The organism is Limnohabitans sp. 63ED37-2 (assembly GCF_001412535.1).
Taxonomy (GTDB): Bacteria; Pseudomonadota; Gammaproteobacteria; order Burkholderiales; family Burkholderiaceae_C; genus Limnohabitans_A.
Genome location: NZ_CP011774.1, coordinates 1,708,430 through 1,723,378, shown reverse-complemented (window position 1 = coordinate 1,723,378; position 14,949 = coordinate 1,708,430). Strand labels below are relative to the sequence as shown.

Annotated in this window: 14 protein-coding genes and 1 riboswitch; of the genes, 7 read left to right on the top strand and 7 right to left on the bottom strand. The window is 60.9% G+C overall.

The window, feature by feature from the left end; all coding sequences use genetic code 11:
• The first annotated feature begins 63 nt into the window (after positions 1–63).
• The gene (locus L63ED372_RS08175) at positions 64–615 is read left to right on the top strand and encodes a GspH/FimT family pseudopilin (RefSeq protein WP_062405179.1); all 552 of its coding nucleotides are present in this window, start codon (positions 64–66) and stop codon (positions 613–615) included.
• 11 nt (positions 616–626) lie between these two features.
• Here L63ED372_RS08175 and nrdR read toward each other — a convergent pair whose 3' ends face one another.
• The 3 genes from nrdR to L63ED372_RS08160 all read right to left on the bottom strand — a co-directional run bounded on the left by nrdR (position 627) and on the right by L63ED372_RS08160 (position 3,381).
• Positions 627–1,076 (bottom strand): transcriptional regulator NrdR, encoded by a 450-nt coding sequence (nrdR, locus tag L63ED372_RS08170; protein WP_062405178.1) that lies wholly within the window; start codon positions 1,074–1,076, stop codon positions 627–629.
• Positions 1,077–1,088: 12 nt separating this feature from the next.
• A complete protein-coding gene (gene glyA, locus L63ED372_RS08165) occupies positions 1,089–2,333 on the bottom strand; it encodes a serine hydroxymethyltransferase (RefSeq protein WP_062405176.1) in 1,245 nt (414 codons plus the stop codon).
• Between the two features lie 51 nt (positions 2,334–2,384).
• Positions 2,385–2,551, bottom strand: a riboswitch (ZMP/ZTP riboswitch).
• Positions 2,552–2,589: 38 nt separating this feature from the next.
• Positions 2,590–3,381 (bottom strand): lytic transglycosylase domain-containing protein, encoded by a 792-nt coding sequence (locus tag L63ED372_RS08160; RefSeq protein WP_062405174.1) that lies wholly within the window; start codon positions 3,379–3,381, stop codon positions 2,590–2,592.
• A gap of 400 nt (positions 3,382–3,781) precedes the next feature.
• Here L63ED372_RS08160 and L63ED372_RS08155 point away from each other — a divergent pair, with 400 nt between their 5' ends.
• Entirely contained in the window at positions 3,782–6,583 is a 2,802-nt protein-coding gene (locus tag L63ED372_RS08155) for a DUF349 domain-containing protein (protein ID WP_062405171.1), read from the top strand.
• A 24-nt stretch (positions 6,584–6,607) separates the two neighbouring features.
• Here L63ED372_RS08155 and L63ED372_RS08150 read toward each other — a convergent pair whose 3' ends face one another.
• From L63ED372_RS08150 to L63ED372_RS08135, 4 genes are all read right to left on the bottom strand, one after another.
• Positions 6,608–7,414 (bottom strand): UDP-2,3-diacylglucosamine diphosphatase, encoded by an 807-nt coding sequence (locus L63ED372_RS08150; RefSeq protein WP_062405169.1) that lies wholly within the window; start codon positions 7,412–7,414, stop codon positions 6,608–6,610.
• 11 nt (positions 7,415–7,425) lie between these two features.
• A complete protein-coding gene (locus L63ED372_RS08145; protein WP_062405167.1) occupies positions 7,426–7,932 on the bottom strand; it encodes a peptidylprolyl isomerase in 507 nt (168 codons plus the stop codon).
• A gap of 4 nt (positions 7,933–7,936) precedes the next feature.
• Positions 7,937–8,641: a peptidylprolyl isomerase gene (locus tag L63ED372_RS08140; protein ID WP_062405165.1), complete on the bottom strand. Its 705-nt coding sequence runs from the start codon at positions 8,639–8,641 to the stop codon at positions 7,937–7,939.
• Positions 8,642–8,708: 67 nt separating this feature from the next.
• A complete protein-coding gene (locus L63ED372_RS08135; RefSeq protein ID WP_062405163.1) occupies positions 8,709–9,215 on the bottom strand; it encodes a tetratricopeptide repeat protein in 507 nt (168 codons plus the stop codon).
• Between the two features lie 276 nt (positions 9,216–9,491).
• Between L63ED372_RS08135 and cysS the strand changes: the two genes are divergently transcribed.
• The 5 genes from cysS (at position 9,492) to L63ED372_RS08110 (ending at position 14,947) form a co-directional block, all read left to right on the top strand.
• Entirely contained in the window at positions 9,492–10,868 is a 1,377-nt protein-coding gene (gene cysS, locus L63ED372_RS08130) for a cysteine--tRNA ligase (protein WP_062405161.1), read from the top strand.
• Positions 10,865–11,515, top strand: a complete 651-nt coding sequence (locus L63ED372_RS08125; protein ID WP_156343577.1) for a DNA-3-methyladenine glycosylase family protein — start codon at positions 10,865–10,867, stop codon at positions 11,513–11,515. The genes cysS and L63ED372_RS08125 overlap by 4 nt, the downstream gene beginning before the upstream one ends.
• Before the next feature lie 47 nt (positions 11,516–11,562).
• Entirely contained in the window at positions 11,563–12,537 is a 975-nt protein-coding gene (locus L63ED372_RS08120; protein ID WP_062405156.1) for an acetyl-CoA carboxylase carboxyltransferase subunit alpha, read from the top strand.
• Between the two features lie 40 nt (positions 12,538–12,577).
• Positions 12,578–13,534: a tRNA lysidine(34) synthetase TilS gene (tilS, locus tag L63ED372_RS08115; RefSeq protein WP_062405154.1), complete on the top strand. Its 957-nt coding sequence runs from the start codon at positions 12,578–12,580 to the stop codon at positions 13,532–13,534.
• A gap of 150 nt (positions 13,535–13,684) precedes the next feature.
• Positions 13,685–14,947: an aspartate kinase gene (locus tag L63ED372_RS08110; RefSeq protein WP_062405152.1), complete on the top strand. Its 1,263-nt coding sequence runs from the start codon at positions 13,685–13,687 to the stop codon at positions 14,945–14,947.
• Positions 14,948–14,949: the final 2 nt, after the last annotated feature.

The window sequence follows — 14,949 nt, the reverse complement described above, 5'->3', positions numbered from 1 at the left end:
AATATGCCGCCATACCAGTCGGTAATGGGGCGTTTGTCAAAAAACCATGGGGGAGGGCAGGCGATGCGCAACCGGGGTTTCACGCTGCTTGAAGTGCTGGTGGTGTTGGCGCTGCTGGCGGTGCTGCTGTCTTTGGCGGCTCCCAGTCTCATCGGTCTGCGCCAAAAGCACCAGATGCAAAGCCAAGCCGAGCAATTGCAAGCGAGCTTGCTGTTGGCGCGTTCAGAAGCCTTGCGGCGCCAGCAGCGCGTGACCTTGTGTGTGCGTGAGTCATCCGACGGTGCAGGGCTGGGCTGCGCCTCGGCGGGCACTTGGGCGCAAGGCTGGGTGGTGTTTGTCGACGGCAACGACAACGGCCGCCGCGAGGCGACTGAGGCCGTGCTGCAACTGCACCAAGCCTTGCCAGGATTTTTAACATTGCAAGGCAATGCCATGGTGGACCGCTACATCTCTTACGGACCGCAAGGCCGCAGCCAAAGCACCTCGGGTGCCTTCCAAGCGGGGACCTTGACCCTGTGTGGGGCCGGGCAAACCCATGTCTGGCGGGTGGTGATCAATGCGGTGGGCAAACCCCGGTTGGAGAAAGCCGAGCACCAGGACAGTGCGAATTGCTGAAGTGCAGTTTTTTAACGCTGCACTTCGTCAACCAACGTCTTGAAAGCGTCGATGTCTTCAAAGTTGCGGTACACACTGGCAAAACGCACATAGGCCACTTTGTCGAGCTTTTTCAGCTCGCGCATGACCAGCTCGCCAATGCGGTGTGAGGCCACCTCACGGATGCCCAGGTTCAACAGGTTTTCTTCGATGCGTTCGATGGCGCTGTCCACCTGCTCGGTGCTGACGGGCCGCTTGCGCAAAGCCAGATTCAGACTGCCGCGCAGTTTGTCGCGTTGGTAATCGATGCGGCGGCCATCTTTTTTGACGATGGCCGGAAAGTTGACTTCCGGCTTTTCGTAGGTGGTGAAGCGCTTTTCACAGGCCCCGCACTGACGGCGCCTGCGGATGAAATCCCCATCCTCGGCCAAACGGGTCTCGACGACCTGGGTCTCGAGGTGGCTGCAAAACGGGCATTTCATCGCGTGGGCCGATCAGCCGTAGACTGGGAAGCGGCTGGTCAGGGCGTGAACCTTGGCGCGCACAGCGGCCAAATTGGCCTCGTCCAGCGGGTTATCCAGCACATCGGCAATCAAGTGGGCCGTGGCGCGGGCTTCTTCGTCCTTGAAACCACGGGTGGTCATGGCCGGGGTGCCGATGCGCACGCCGCTGGTCACGAACGGCTTTTCAGGGTCGTTCGGGATCGCGTTCTTGTTGATCGTCATGTGGGCCGCACCCAGCGCGGCTTCGGCTGCCTTGCCGGTGATGCCCTTGGCACGCAAGTCCACCAACATCACGTGGCTTTGGGTGCCGCCGCTGACAATGCGCAGGCCACGAGCGGTCAAGGTTTTGGCAATGATCTGCGCGTTCTTGATCACTTGGGCTTGGTAGGCCTTGAATTCGGGCTGCAGCGCTTCTTTGAAAGCCACGGCTTTGGCCGCGATCACATGCATCAGCGGGCCGCCTTGCAGGCCGGGGAAGATGGCGCTGTTGATGGCTTTCTCGTGCTCGGCCTTCATCAAGATGATGCCGCCGCGGGGGCCGCGCAAGCTCTTGTGGGTGGTGGAGGTGACCACATCGGCGTGCGGGACAGGGTTGGGGTAGACGCCTGCGGCAATCAGGCCCGCATAGTGGGCCATGTCCACCAAAAAGATGGCGCCGACTTCCTTGGCCACTTTGGCAAAACGGGCGAAGTCGATGTGCAGTGAGTAGGCCGAAGCGCCTGCAATGATCAGCTTGGGCTTGGTTTCACGGGCCTTGGCTTCCATGGCTTCGTAATCGATCGCCTCGTTGGCGTCCAAGCCATAGCTCACCACGTTGAACCACTTGCCGGACATGTTCAGCGGCATGCCGTGTGTCAGGTGGCCGCCTTCGGCCAGGCTCATGCCCATGATGGTGTCACCAGGCTTCAAGAAGGCCAAAAAGACCGCTTCGTTGGCCGATGCCCCGCAGTGCGGCTGCACATTGGCAGCTTCGGCGCCAAAGATTTGTTTGATGCGGTCAATGGCCAGTTGCTCGGCCACGTCCACATGCTCGCAGCCACCGTAGTAACGCTTGCCGGGGTAGCCTTCGGCGTATTTGTTGGTGAGCTGGCTGCCTTGTGCGGCCATGACGGCGGGCGAGGCGTAGTTCTCGCTGGCAATCAGCTCGATGTGGTGTTCTTGGCGGGCGTTTTCGGCCTGGATGGCGGCGAACAGCTCGGGATCGGTTTGTTCGATGAGTGTGTTTCGGTTGTACATGGCAGTCCTTTGGATGGAGGTGACCTTGACCAGAACCCGGCGTGAACGGACAAGGGCTGCCCAGGCGAACGGCTGAAAACCTGGCCCGGTCTGAAAGACAACGGGTCAGGCTGTGCGCTTCCCAGTGGTTCGGCAGTGACTCAGGTCACCACGCTCCACGTCAGAGTGCCCTGTTTCCCTTTGAAAACAGGCTCCTATCGCCAGTCGCGCACCCTGCAAGTGTAGCCCAGCCTGTTGGGCTGCCCGACCCATTCACTCACATGTGGGTGGGGTGTGATTTGGTCAAAGTGGTGTCTTTTTTGTCGCTCGAGGCTGTTTTGGCGCCTTGGCTGAGGTTGTCCAAGAGCTTTTGCTCGGCCAGCACACGGTCCACATAAGTGTCGTTGTTGAGCTGCCCGGACGCCAGCGAATACAAGCGCAATGCATCTTCCAAGGTGCTGGCATCCTGGATCAAAGCTTGGAGCTGTCGGGTGCCCACCCTTAAATTGGTGAGCGGGTCAAAGGCGGCCAGGCGACCACCGAAAGGAGTCAGTGCACCGATATGGGCTTCAGGCTCAATTTGCATCAGACCCAAGCCCCCGAGGTGGCCGGAGGCAAAAGGATTGAAACGGGACTCGATGGCCATCACGGCCAAGATCAAAGTGGGTGCGATCTGGCTGCGCTCGCCCAAGGCCCAAGCTTCGGACACCAAGGCGGCCAAGGGTTCGGGTGAAACTTTGTATTTGTTGCTGAGCCAACGGGTGACGGCCAATTGATCGTTGCTCAGGTTTTGCATGGGCGCTGCTGTGGATCGGGATGCCGGTGAGAGCGTCGATGTTTCCAAAACGGCAGTTTGTTCCACTTGTCGCAACTCAAGCCAGCTCATCAGGGTTTCGCTGGCCACCTCTTGCAAGCCTGGGCGGGCCACAAGTGTCAAACTGATGGCCACCACGGCCAAGCCAATCACGGCCAAACTGTGTCGGGTGATTTCCACAAAGCCTTCATGCACATCGCAGGCCAGGGTGGACACCGCCCGCTTGAGGTGGGTCCAAGTCAAAGTCGCTGTCATAGCACTTCCTCTCATGCCAAGGCCAAGCGGCGATTGCGGCAGGCACTTGATGGGTTGGGGGTACACGAGCCGCAAGATGTGGCAAGCACTTTTGCGGGATGAGCCGGTTTCGGCAGCGGTGTCGGGTTATCCCTGATGAATTCAGGATGGGCGGATTTTAGGAACTTTTCATAACCAGTCAAGTATAAAGAAATTAATTAAAAAATATAAAAGGATATAAAGAGGATTCCTGTCAGCGTAAATCCTCGGAGATTGCGATTCAAAACATGGCAACTGCCGCTGCCGCTCAAATAACGGCGAAAATAGCTGTTTGACGCCCGATAGGTTCACTTGCGAAGTCAAGTGCTGCCGTTTCGGCCTGTATGCCCATTGGGTACACCGTGCTTTTAAAGTTTGAACCGTGACTTCTTCCAAGCCTTTTGACATCGCCTCCCTTGATCCTTTGACAGCTGGGATTTTTAATGCCCCCACTTCCGGTGAGCGCAGCGCGCGCTTGCGCGAGTGGTTGTTGACCGAGCCTTCGGAGGACTTGATGACCGAGGTCTACCGCGAACTCTCAGGTCGCGACAAAGGTGTGGCCAAGTTGCTCAAAGAAAAGCTCGACGAGCTCAAGCGCTTACATGGGCAGGAAGCCTTGGCCACCGAGTGGGTCCAAAAGGCCGAGCAGTTGCTGAACGCACCGCGCCTGAACATGGCCGATGCGCTGGCCTGGCAGCGTGATGCAGCCAAAGCCGGGGCACCGCTGTCGCGTGAGCCCTTGGCAGGCCTCAAGCAACGTTTGACCGAAGTGGTCAAGGGTGTGGAAGACCTGCAGCACCAAGTCATGGTGCAGCGCGAAGCCGCCGTGTTATTGGCCCAGCGCATCGAGGTGTTATCCACCAAGTCCTTGGTTGAGGCGCTGGGCGGACAAACCGGCTTGCTGGCCGATGTGGCGCAATGGCAAAACCAGGCCCAAGCCCTGACGCACAACAGCGTCTGGCCCAGCGTGGACGTGAAATACCCGCCTCAGCTGGACGCTGCAGGCAAGCAACTTCAGGCCGTGTGGGACGGTTTCTCGGCCGCCGCCGCTGTGGCGGCTGTGGCCCAAAACGACGGCGCAGCCCCCTTACCCCCCGTACCCGTGTGGGCCGATGAGATCCGCCGTCTGCGTGGCGAATTGCCGCAGCACGCGGCCGTGGCCGCTGAATCGGTCAAGCCTGCCAAGCCTGTCAAAACAGAACAAGCCGAAAAACCGGCCAAACCCAAAATCGACCCAGCCCAGCGCCAAGCCCTGCGCGAACAAGCGATGGCGGCCGTGACCGAGGTGTTGGAGTTGCTGGAAAAGCAACTCAACGAAGCCCAGGAAACCCCGCCCGCAGAGTCCGTCGCTGCTTTGCGCAACGCGCTCAAAACCCATGGCAAGAACCTGGACACCAGCCTCGACGAGCGCTTGCACAAGGCCTTGACGTCGGGGGGCGACGCCGAAGGCTGGCAACGTTGGCTGGCCGATCAGGTGCGCACCGACCTGGTCAACCAAGCCGAAGCCTTGCTGGACGCCAACAAAGCCCCTACTGTGGGTGGCCGAAAAATGCAGGACAAGCTGCGCCAGCTGCGTGACAGCTGGAAGCAAATTGACCAAGGTGGCCTGCCCAACCATGCCTTGTGGAAGCGCTTTGATGCGGCTTGCAACGAGGCCTACAAAACCGTGTTGGCTTGGCTCGAGCAGATGAAAAAAGACTCGGCCGATCAGCGTGCCCAACGTGTGGCGCTGATGGACGAGGTCAAGGCTTGGACCGCAGAGAATGCGCAAAGCGAAGACTGGCGTGCTCAACTCCGCGCCTTGCACCAGTTCGCCGACCGCTGGCGCAATGCGGGTCACCTGAGCGAGAAAGCCTTTGGTGAAATGCAGGGCCAGTGGAAAGGCATTTTCAAAGCGGCAGCAGCCCGCCTCGAAGCGGCGCAAAAAGCCAGTGTCGACCGTCGCCAGGCCCTGATCAATGAAGCACGCGAAGTGGGCGCTGCACCAGCTTTGCGAGTCGACGCTGTCAAAGCGCTGCAACAACGCTGGCAAGTGGAAGCGCAGTCGGTGCCGCTCGACCGCAAGACCGAACAAAAACTCTGGGAAGTGTTCCGCGCCCCGCTGGACGAAGCCTTCCAGCGCAAAGGCACCGATCGCCCACAGGCTGCAGGCCCTTTGAGCGCCCATGACCGTGCGGTGATTGACGCCTCCAAAGCGCTGGACGCGGCCAACGCCAGTGGTGATGCGGCCAAGATCCGCGCCGCGATGGCCGCGCTCGACGCTGCCCTGCGCGGCCAAGCCCTGCAGGCGCAAGCCGCTCAGTCTGCCGCGTCCGCTGCAGCCACCCCTGTGGCTGCGCCCACACCTGAGGCGGTGGTCGAGGCTCCAGTGGATGAAGCTGCAGCGACTGCAGTTGCGGCAGAAGACCCAGCGAGCGAGCCTGCCGAGTCTGATGCTTCAACAACCGGCCCCGAGTCGGACTGCGCGAGCCCAGAGCCAGCTGCGGCACCCGTGGTGGCCCCCAAGCCAGCCAAACCCGTGGTGGCGGTGCGCGGCGACGACCGACCTGGCCAAAAGCGCGCAGAAGCGCCTGCCGGGCGCGATGGACGCCGAGATGGCCGCCCTGGAGAGCGTGGTGCGCGCCCAGGTGGCGACCGCGGCCCAGGTGCCGGCCGTTTTGGTGATCGCGGTGCTGAACGCGGAGGTGATCGTTTTGGTGACCGAGGTCCGCGTGAAGACCGTGGCCCGCGTTTGGGTGATGCGGCATTCCGTGCCCAACGCGAAGCCCTGGAGCGCGCCGAAATGTCGCTGCGCAAACTAGCCGCGCAAGCACACGGCGAGACCTTGGGGCGCGTGATGAGCGCCTGGCAAGCCCGCCAAGCCGAGGCTTTGCCCACGGTGCAGGAGCTGGGCAAAGGCGTCAATGCCACGACCCGTCAGGCCTGGGCACAAGCCGTGAGCGCCGAGCCCAAAGCTCCCTCGGCCACAGCCTTGTTGCGCCTGGAGATGGCGGCCGATGTGCCGACACCCGCTGACAAACTCAGTGACCGTCGTGCCCTGCAGTTGCAATTGCTGACCCAGCGCAACCAACCTGGCCCCAGCGAAACCTGGGCTCAGGATGTGGCAAAGGTGCTCTCCGCCGCCCACGACGAAGCCACGGCCCGCCGTCTGCAAAACGTGCTCAAAAATTTGTTGCGCACCTGACCCCAAAGGCCGGGGTGCAAAACGTCAGCCTTGGCCTGCGGGCGGGGCTGCCACCTTGTCGATGCGTGTGAAGCCAACCTCGCGCTGCAAGCGCAAGACCTGGGCCCGGTTTGGTGCGTGATCGAGCGACCAGTCGCTCAACACATGCCGGACCCCTGCGCCCAGTGGGTGGTCTGCCGCTTGGTGGGTATGGCCATGCACCAGCCGATCGGCCCCGGCGGCGTCGAGCCAATTCAAGGCCATCAGCGGGTCTGCATCGGCATAGACCGCGCCGCTGTGTTTTTGGGATTCGCTTTGCGCCCGCATGGCGCGTGCCAAGGCCAAGCGCTCGTGCAAGGGTTTGGCCAAAAATTCAGTTTGCCAATCGGCGTGTCGCACCTGCTGTCGAAAGACTTGGTAGGCCTTGTCGTCCAGGCACAGCGCATCGCCGTGGCTGAGCAAAATCCGCTGCGCTCCCCACTCCAGCAAGCAGGGGTCACGCATGGCGTGAACGCCGCATTCCGACAGAAAAGCGGGCCCCACCAGAAAATCCCGGTTGCCGGGCATGAAGGCCAGATGCAAACGCTGCGCGGTTTGGCGCAAGACCTGCGCGCAGCTTTGCAAAAAAGGGTCAGCCTCAGCGGCATCGTCACCAACCCAGACTTCAAACAAGTCACCCAGAATCAGCACCGCATCGGCAGTTGTGCTGGCCATGAAGTTGCGCCAGGCTTCAAAAGTGGCCGGTTCAGCGGCCTGCAGGTGCAGGTCCGAGATCAAGTCCACGGTCTGCCATGCCGCTGGCGCTGTCAACCGACCGAGGCTCGGTGCTGTGGTGCGCGGGTCAGCGGACATGGTTCAGACCATCAGATGGCGACGGCTTTTTCGATCACGACGTCCTCTTTGGGCACGTCACCGTGGCCGCCGCGGTTGCCGGTTTTCACGCCTTCGATTTGGTCGACCACTTCGGAGCCCTTGACCACTTTGCCGAACACGGCATAGCCCCAGCCTTGCATGGATGGCGCGGTGTGGTTCAGGAAGTCGTTTTTGGCCACATTGATGAAAAACTGGGCTGTGGCCGAGTGCGGCGCCGAGGTGCGGGCCATGGCCACGGTGTACTTGTCGTTTTTCAGGCCGTTGTTGGCCTCGTTTTCGATGGTGGCATCGGTGGGCTTTTGGCCCATGCCGGGCTCAAAGCCACCGCCTTGAACCATGAAGCCGGGGATCACACGGTGAAAAATCGTGTTGTTGTAGTGGCCCTTGTTCACATAGGCCAAAAAGTTTTCGGTCGACTTGGGGGCTTTTTCAGCATCCAACTCGAGGGTGATGACGCCGTAGCCGGTGATGTGCAGTTCGACTTGTGGGTTGCTCATGGTGTTACTTCAACAAGGTGATGGATTGGATGACGACCGGCGTGCGGGGAACATCGGTCGGGAAGGGGCCGCCTGCGCCCGTGGGCGTGTTGCGGATTTTTTGGACCACATCCATGCCGGACGTGACTTTGCCAAAAACGGTGTAGCCGAACAGCTGGGGTGCGTTCAGCAGTTGGGCTCGGGCCACATTTTCGTAAACACGGCCCTGGTATTGAAACTTGGCGACCGGGTCACCATCGGGGATCGGGGTGGGGTCGAGAAAGGCGTTGTCCACCACGTTGATGAAAAACTGCGCGGTGGCCGATTGAGGGTCGTTGGTGCGGGCCATGGCTAACGTACCGGTGGTGTTTTTCAGGCCTCCCGCCAAGGCTTGGCGGCCTTCATGCTGCACCGGAGGGCGGGTCTTCTTTTCTTTGTACTGGGCATCGAAGCCGCCACCTTGCACCATGAAGCCCGCAATCACCCGGTGAAAAATCGTGCCTTCGTAGTGCTTGTCGTTCACGTACTGCAAAAAGTTGGCCACGGTTTTGGGGGCCTTGTCGGCGTACAGCTCGGCTTCGATGTCACCCAGGGAGGTGCTGATGCGCACTTTGGGGGTGCTTGCGTTGGTGGGCGCGCTGGCATTTTGTGCCTGTGCGCTCCAAGGGGCGAGCAAGCTCAGGCTCAGTGCCAGGGCGGTCCAGCGGCGAGTGTGATGGGGTGTTGTCATGGGTGAAGTCGGTCGTGGTTGGGCGTGTTCCATCGGGGCTGCAAGCTGACCCGAGCTGAATCCTGTTTCAGGGGGTTCTCATGACCTGTTCGGTGGCCAGTTGCTTGGATTGCAAACGGGTTGGGGCAGGCGTGACAAGCCGGGCCCGCGCATAGGCCTGGGCGGCCATTGCCAGGTGCAGATCGCCCAGGTTCTCCAGGGCCAAGGCATAGTCAGGCCTGGCCCTGATGGCGGCTTGCAAGGCGGCCAAGGCTTCGTCGAGTCGGTTGTCTCTCACCAACAGGGCGGCCAAGTTGTTGTGCGGCTCGGGCAATTCAGGAAAGGACTGGGTCAGGGCGAGAAGCGTCGCCATGGCGGCTTGGTTTTGGCCCAAGCCGGCTTGGATGCGGCTGAGCAACAGGCGCATTTGGGGGTCGGTAGGGGCGGTTTTGAGCCTGGCGTCGGCCAAAGCTTGGGCTTGCGCCCATTGGCCGTTTTGCACCAAAGCGTTGACATCGGTGTACACATCGGCCCGCACGCCCAGGCTGCAAGTCCACAGGGTGAATAAAACCGTCCAACTGAGCCAGGTTCGCATGCGTACCCAAAGAAAGAGGGGGGTGAAAAAAGACGCTACCGAGCCGCTGGGGGTGGCGCAGGCCGGCTCAAAAAGAGCACCAGAGGCCTTGGCTCGGGGATATACTGAGCGGTCATTGTAGCGGAGCCCTCTGCGGTTTTCCGTGTGCCGAAAGGTGCCGCCAGCCCCGTGCGCGCTGGCTTTTTTGAGCCGTTTTGCCGCCGTTGCCTGAGCCAACGGCCTCGGGTGCGCAGCGCCCCAAGCGGCTTTTGTTGACCGCCATTTTTTCGATCTGACATGAGTTTGCGCATTTTCAACACGCTCAGCCGTGCTGTTTCCGATTTTTCACCGGCCGAGCCCGGTCATGTGCGCATGTACGTGTGTGGCATGACTGTGTACGACCTGTGCCACCTGGGTCACGCCCGCTCGATGATCGCCTTCGATGTGGTGCAGCGCTGGCTCAAGGCTAGTGGCTACCAGGTCACTTATGTGCGCAACGTGACCGACATCGACGACAAGATCATCAAACGCGCCCTGGAAAACGGTGAAACCATCCGCGGTTTGACCGACCGCATGATCGATGCGCTGCACCAAGACGCCGACGCCCTGGGCATCGAGCGCCCCCAGCACGAACCCCGCGCCACCGATTACGTGCCCCAGATGCTCAGCATGATCGGCACGCTGGAGCAAAAAGGCTTGGCCTACCGTGCGGGCAATGGCGACGTGAACTATTCGGTTCGCAAGTTTGCGGGTTACGGCAAGTTGTCTGGCAAGTCACTCGACGAGTTGAATGCCGGTGAGCGTGTGGCCGTGGAAACCGACAAACAAGACCCGCTCGACTTTGTGCTCTGGAAAAGCGCCAAACCCACCGAGCCCGAAGACGTGAAATGGGCCAGCCCTTTTGGCACGGGCCGCCCCGGCTGGCACATCGAGTGCTCGGCCATGGCTTGCGAGCTTTTGGGCCAGACTTTTGACATCCACGGCGGTGGCGCTGACCTGCAGTTTCCGCACCACGAAAACGAAATCGCCCAAAGCGAAGGCGCCAACGGGCAGCCTCTGGCCCGTTTTTGGATGCACAACGGCTTCATCAATGTGGACAACGAGAAAATGTCCAAGAGCCTGGGCAACTTTTTCACCATCCGCGATGTGCTCAAGGAGTTTGATGCCGAGACAGTGCGTTTTTTCATTGTGCGCAGCCATTACCGCAGCTCGCTCAATTACAGCGACGTGCACCTGAACGACGCCAAAGGCGCTTTGAAGCGCCTGTACACCGCGCTCCAAGCGGTGCCGCCCGCACAGGTGAAAATCGACTGGACTGACCCTTTGGCCGCCCGCTTCAAAGCCGCCATGGACGAAGACTTTGGCACGCCCGAGGCGGTGGCCGTTTTGTTCGAGTTGGCGGGCGAAGCCAACCGCAGTGGATCGGCCGAGCGTTCGGGCCTGCTCAAAGCGCTGGGCGGCTTGCTCGGCTTGCTGCAGACCGACCCCACGGTGTACCTGCAGGCGGGGGCTGGTTTGGATGAAGCGGCCATTCAGGCCCAAATTCAAGCCCGAGCAGACGCCAAGAAGGCCAAAAACTTTGCCGAAGCCGACCGCATCCGCAACGATTTGCTGGCGCAAGGCATCGTGCTGAAAGACTCGTCTGCTGGCACAACCTGGGAGGCAGCGCCGTGACGCTCAGCCCCAGCCTGGAGGTGATCCCTGTGACGCCCGCTTACTGGGCGGAGGCCTGTGCGCACCTGGCCAAAAAAGACCGGGTCATGAAAAAACTCATCCCCCAGTTTGGCGATGCCATTCTCGAAACCCGGGGCGACGCATTTGTGACCTTGGCCCGCTCCATCGTGGGCCAGCAAATTTCGGTCAAGGCCGCCCAATCGGTGTGGGACCGGTTTTCTGCCCTGTCCAAGCGCCTGACGCCAGCCGCTGTGCTCAAACTCAAAGTGGACGACATGCGCGCTGCGGGTTTGTCGGCTCGCAAGGTCGAGTACCTGGTCGATCTGGCCGTGCACTTCAGCTCGGGCACGGTGCATGTCAAGGCTTGGCACGAGATGGACGACGAGGCGATCATCGACGAGTTGGTGGCGATTCGCGGCATTGGCCGCTGGACGGCCGAGATGTTTTTGATCTTTCATCTGCTGCGGCCCAATGTGCTGCCGCTCGACGATGTGGGCTTGATCAACGGCATCAGCCGCAATTATTTTTCGGGTGAACCCGTCAGCCGCAGTGACGCCCGAGAAGTCGCACAAGCCTGGAGCCCGTATTCCACCGTGGCAACTTGGTATATTTGGCGCTCGCTGGACCCCGTGCCAGTGGCGTATTGAGGGGCTGGACACCACGTCCACCCGGAACCAGAAGAGAGGAGTCCAACTTGGCCAAAAAAACATTTCTCGACTTTGAGCAACCTGTTGCCGAACTCGAAGCCAAGATCGAAGAGTTGCGCTATGTGCAAACCGAGTCGGCGGTGGACATCACCCTCGAAATCGAGCAGCTGAGCAAAAAAAGCCAGCAACTGACCAAAGACATCTACAGCGACCTGAGCCCTTGGCAGGTCACCAAAATCTCGCGCCATCCCGAGCGTCCTTACACGCTGGATTACATCAACGGCATCTTCACTGACTTTGTCGAGATGCACGGCGACCGCCACTTTGCCGACGATTTGTCCATCGTGGGCGGCTTGGCCCGTTTCAATGGCCAAGCCTGCATGGTGCTGGGCCAACAAAAAGGGCGCGACACCAAAGAGCGCACGCTGCGCAACTTTGGCATGAGCAAGCCAGAGGGCTACCGCAAAGCGCTGCGCCTCATGAAGACCGCCGAAAAATTCAAGCTGCCCGTCTTCACCTTTGTGGACACACCTGGCGCTTACCCCGGCATCGATGCCGAAGAGCGGGGCCAATCCGAAGCCATTGGCCGCAATATTTTTGAGATGGCGCAACTCGAAGTCCCGATCATCACCACCATCATCGGCGAAGGCGGCTCCGGTGGTGCCTTGGCCATTTCGGTGGCTGACCAAGTGTTGATGCTGCAGTACTCGGTCTATTCGGTCATCAGTCCTGAGGGCTGCGCCTCCATTTTGTGGAAAACCAGCGAAAAGGCCGAAGTGGCTGCCGACGCTTTGGGCATCACGGCGCACCGCCTCAAGGCCTTGGGCTTGGTCGACAAGATCGTCAATGAACCTGTGGGTGGTGCCCACCGCGATACCGACCAGATGGTGTCCTTCCTCAAACGCGCTCTGGGCGATGCCTGGCGCCAAGTGGCCGACCTCAAACCCAAAGAACTGCTGGAGCGCCGCTACGAGCGCCTGAACAGCTACGGCCGCTTCACCGACACCAAAGCGGGCAAATAAATTTCTTGTGAAACCCGCTGCGCAGCCGCAAGTTTTCCCCATGGCAGCGCTTCGGACACCTTCTCCCGAACAGGCCCTGGCTGATTTCAGCCCGGGCCTTCCTTTTGCCGTCGCGTTCAGCGGCGGGGCAGACTCCACCGCGCTGCTGGTGGCCTGCGCCCGGCGCTGGCCTGGGCAGGTGAGGGCGGTGCACATCCACCATGGCCTGCAAGCGGCCGCCGACGATTTCGAAGCCCATTGCCGAGCCCTGTGCCTGCATTTGGGGGTGCCGCTGGCCGTGCGGCGGGTGCAGGCAGGTCATGCGCTGGGCCAAAGCCCGGAAGACGCCGCCCGTCAGGCCCGTTATGCCGCGCTGGCAGAAGCTGTGCAGACGCAATGGCCCGAGGTGCGCGATGTGGCCTTGGCCCAGCACGCCGACGACCAGATCGAAACCTTGTTGATTGCCTTGTCGCGCGGTGCGGGTCTGCCCGGTTTGGCCAGCATGCCTAGGCAGTGGCAACGCCAGGGCCTGAACTGGCACCGCCCGTGGCTGGCTTTGCCAGGAGCCGCTTTGCGCGAGTGGCTGCAAAGTCAGGGTCAAAACTGGGTGGAAGACCCCAGCAACACCGACGAGAAGTTCACCCGCAACCGCATCCGAGCGCGTGTTTTGCCCGCTTTGGCCGAGGCCTTGCCGGCTTTTCGCGAGACTTTTGCCCGCAGTGCCGCCCATGCGGCGCAGGCGCAAGAGGTCCTCCATGAGGTCGCGGCGCAAGACCTCGTGCAAGTGGGCGTGCCCCCCCGCATCCGGGCTCTGCAGGCGCTCAGCCGCGCCCGCCAGGCCTTGGTGCTGCGCCACTGGCTGCGGCAGCACCACAGCACCACGCCGAGCACTGCGCAGCTGTATGAACTGCTCGACCAAGTGGCGGCTTGCACCACCCGTGGCCACTGTCTGCACCTCAAGGTGGGGCAGGGCTTTGTCGAGCGTGATGGCGTCGGTTTGAAATTCCTGAGCCCCTGAGGCCAGTGGCCAGCCGACGCGCGCACTGACCCCAGTGTTTGCGCACCCACAGCGGGGGGGCCAAGCGGTCATCTGGGCGTCAGCCCGGTTGCTACAATTGACGGGTTTTGCTGAGGGCAAATTCCCTTTTTTCATTTATCCAAACTACACATGGCTTTGATCGTTCACAAATACGGCGGCACCTCGATGGGCTCGACCGAGCGCATCCGCAATGTCGCCAAGCGCGTGGCCAAATGGACGCGTGCAGGCCACCAGATCGTGGTGGTGCCCAGCGCCATGAGCGGTGAGACCAACCGCTTGCTGGGCCTGGCCAAAGAACTGGCTCCTGCCAAGCCCGATACCGCTTACAACCGCGAACTCGACATGCTGGCCTCCACGGGCGAGCAGGCGTCTTCGGCGTTGCTGGCCATTGCGCTGCAAGCCGAAGGCCAGCCCTCGGTCAGCTACGCAGGCTGGCAAGTGGCCATCAAAACCAACGACGCCTACACCAAGGCCCGCATCGAATCGATCGACGACGAGCGTGTGCGCGCCGACTTGGCCGCCGGCAAAGTGGTCATCATCACCGGCTTTCAGGGCGTGGACAACGATGGCAACATCACCACGCTGGGCCGTGGCGGGTCAGACACTTCGGCCGTGGCCGTGGCCGCTGCCATGAAAGCCGATGAATGCCTGATCTACACCGACGTGGACGGCGTCTACACCACCGACCCCCGCGTGGTGCCCGAAGCCCGTCGCCTGCACACCGTGAGCTTTGAAGAAATGCTGGAGATGGCATCGCTGGGCTCCAAGGTTCTGCAAATCCGCTCTGTCGAATTTGCGGGCAAATACAAAGTGCCCATGCGCGTGCTGTCGAGCTTCACGCCCTGGGACATCGACATCAACGAAGAAGCCGCATCTGGCACCCTGATCACTTTTGAGGAAGACGAACAAATGGAACAAGCCGTCGTTTCCGGCATCGCATTCAACCGCGACGAAGCCAAAATTTCCGTGCTCGGCGTGCCCGACAAGCCTGGCATCGCTTACCAAATTTTGGGCGCCGTGGCCGATGCCAACATCGAAGTGGACGTGATCATCCAGAACCTGAGCAAAGACGGCAAGACCGACTTCAGCTTCACGGTGCACCGCAACGACTATGCCAAGACCATCGACCTGCTCAAAGAAAAAGTGCTGCCCTCACTGGGCGCGGCCGAGGTGTCGGGTGACGCCAAGATCTGCAAAGTGTCGATCGTCGGCATCGGCATGCGCAGCCATGTGGGTGTGGCCAGCAAGATGTTCCGCAGCTTGAGCGAAGAGGGCATCAACATTCAGATGATCTCGACTTCCGAAATCAAGACCTCGGTCGTGATCGACGAAAAATACATGGAACTGGCGGTGCGCGCCCTGCACAAAGCCTTCGATCTGGACCAAGCCTGAGC

What these genes read in the sequence shown, in the direction of transcription:
- L63ED372_RS08110 (WP_062405152.1), top strand. Translation starts at nt 13,685, where the DNA reads ATGGCTTTGATCGTTCACAAATACGGCGGCACCTCGATGGGCTCGACC.
- L63ED372_RS08135 (WP_062405163.1), bottom strand. Translation starts at nt 9,215, where the DNA reads ATGCGAACCTGGCTCAGTTGGACGGTTTTATTCACCCTGTGGACTTGC.
- tilS (WP_062405154.1), top strand. Translation starts at nt 12,578, where the DNA reads ATGGCAGCGCTTCGGACACCTTCTCCCGAACAGGCCCTGGCTGATTTC.
- cysS (WP_062405161.1), top strand. Translation starts at nt 9,492, where the DNA reads ATGAGTTTGCGCATTTTCAACACGCTCAGCCGTGCTGTTTCCGATTTT.
- L63ED372_RS08160 (WP_062405174.1), bottom strand. Translation starts at nt 3,381, where the DNA reads ATGACAGCGACTTTGACTTGGACCCACCTCAAGCGGGCGGTGTCCACC.
- nrdR (WP_062405178.1), bottom strand. Translation starts at nt 1,076, where the DNA reads ATGAAATGCCCGTTTTGCAGCCACCTCGAGACCCAGGTCGTCGAGACC.
- glyA (WP_062405176.1), bottom strand. Translation starts at nt 2,333, where the DNA reads ATGTACAACCGAAACACACTCATCGAACAAACCGATCCCGAGCTGTTC.
- L63ED372_RS08175 (WP_062405179.1), top strand. Translation starts at nt 64, where the DNA reads ATGCGCAACCGGGGTTTCACGCTGCTTGAAGTGCTGGTGGTGTTGGCG.
- L63ED372_RS08150 (WP_062405169.1), bottom strand. Translation starts at nt 7,414, where the DNA reads ATGTCCGCTGACCCGCGCACCACAGCACCGAGCCTCGGTCGGTTGACA.
- L63ED372_RS08145 (WP_062405167.1), bottom strand. Translation starts at nt 7,932, where the DNA reads ATGAGCAACCCACAAGTCGAACTGCACATCACCGGCTACGGCGTCATC.
- L63ED372_RS08140 (WP_062405165.1), bottom strand. Translation starts at nt 8,641, where the DNA reads ATGACAACACCCCATCACACTCGCCGCTGGACCGCCCTGGCACTGAGC.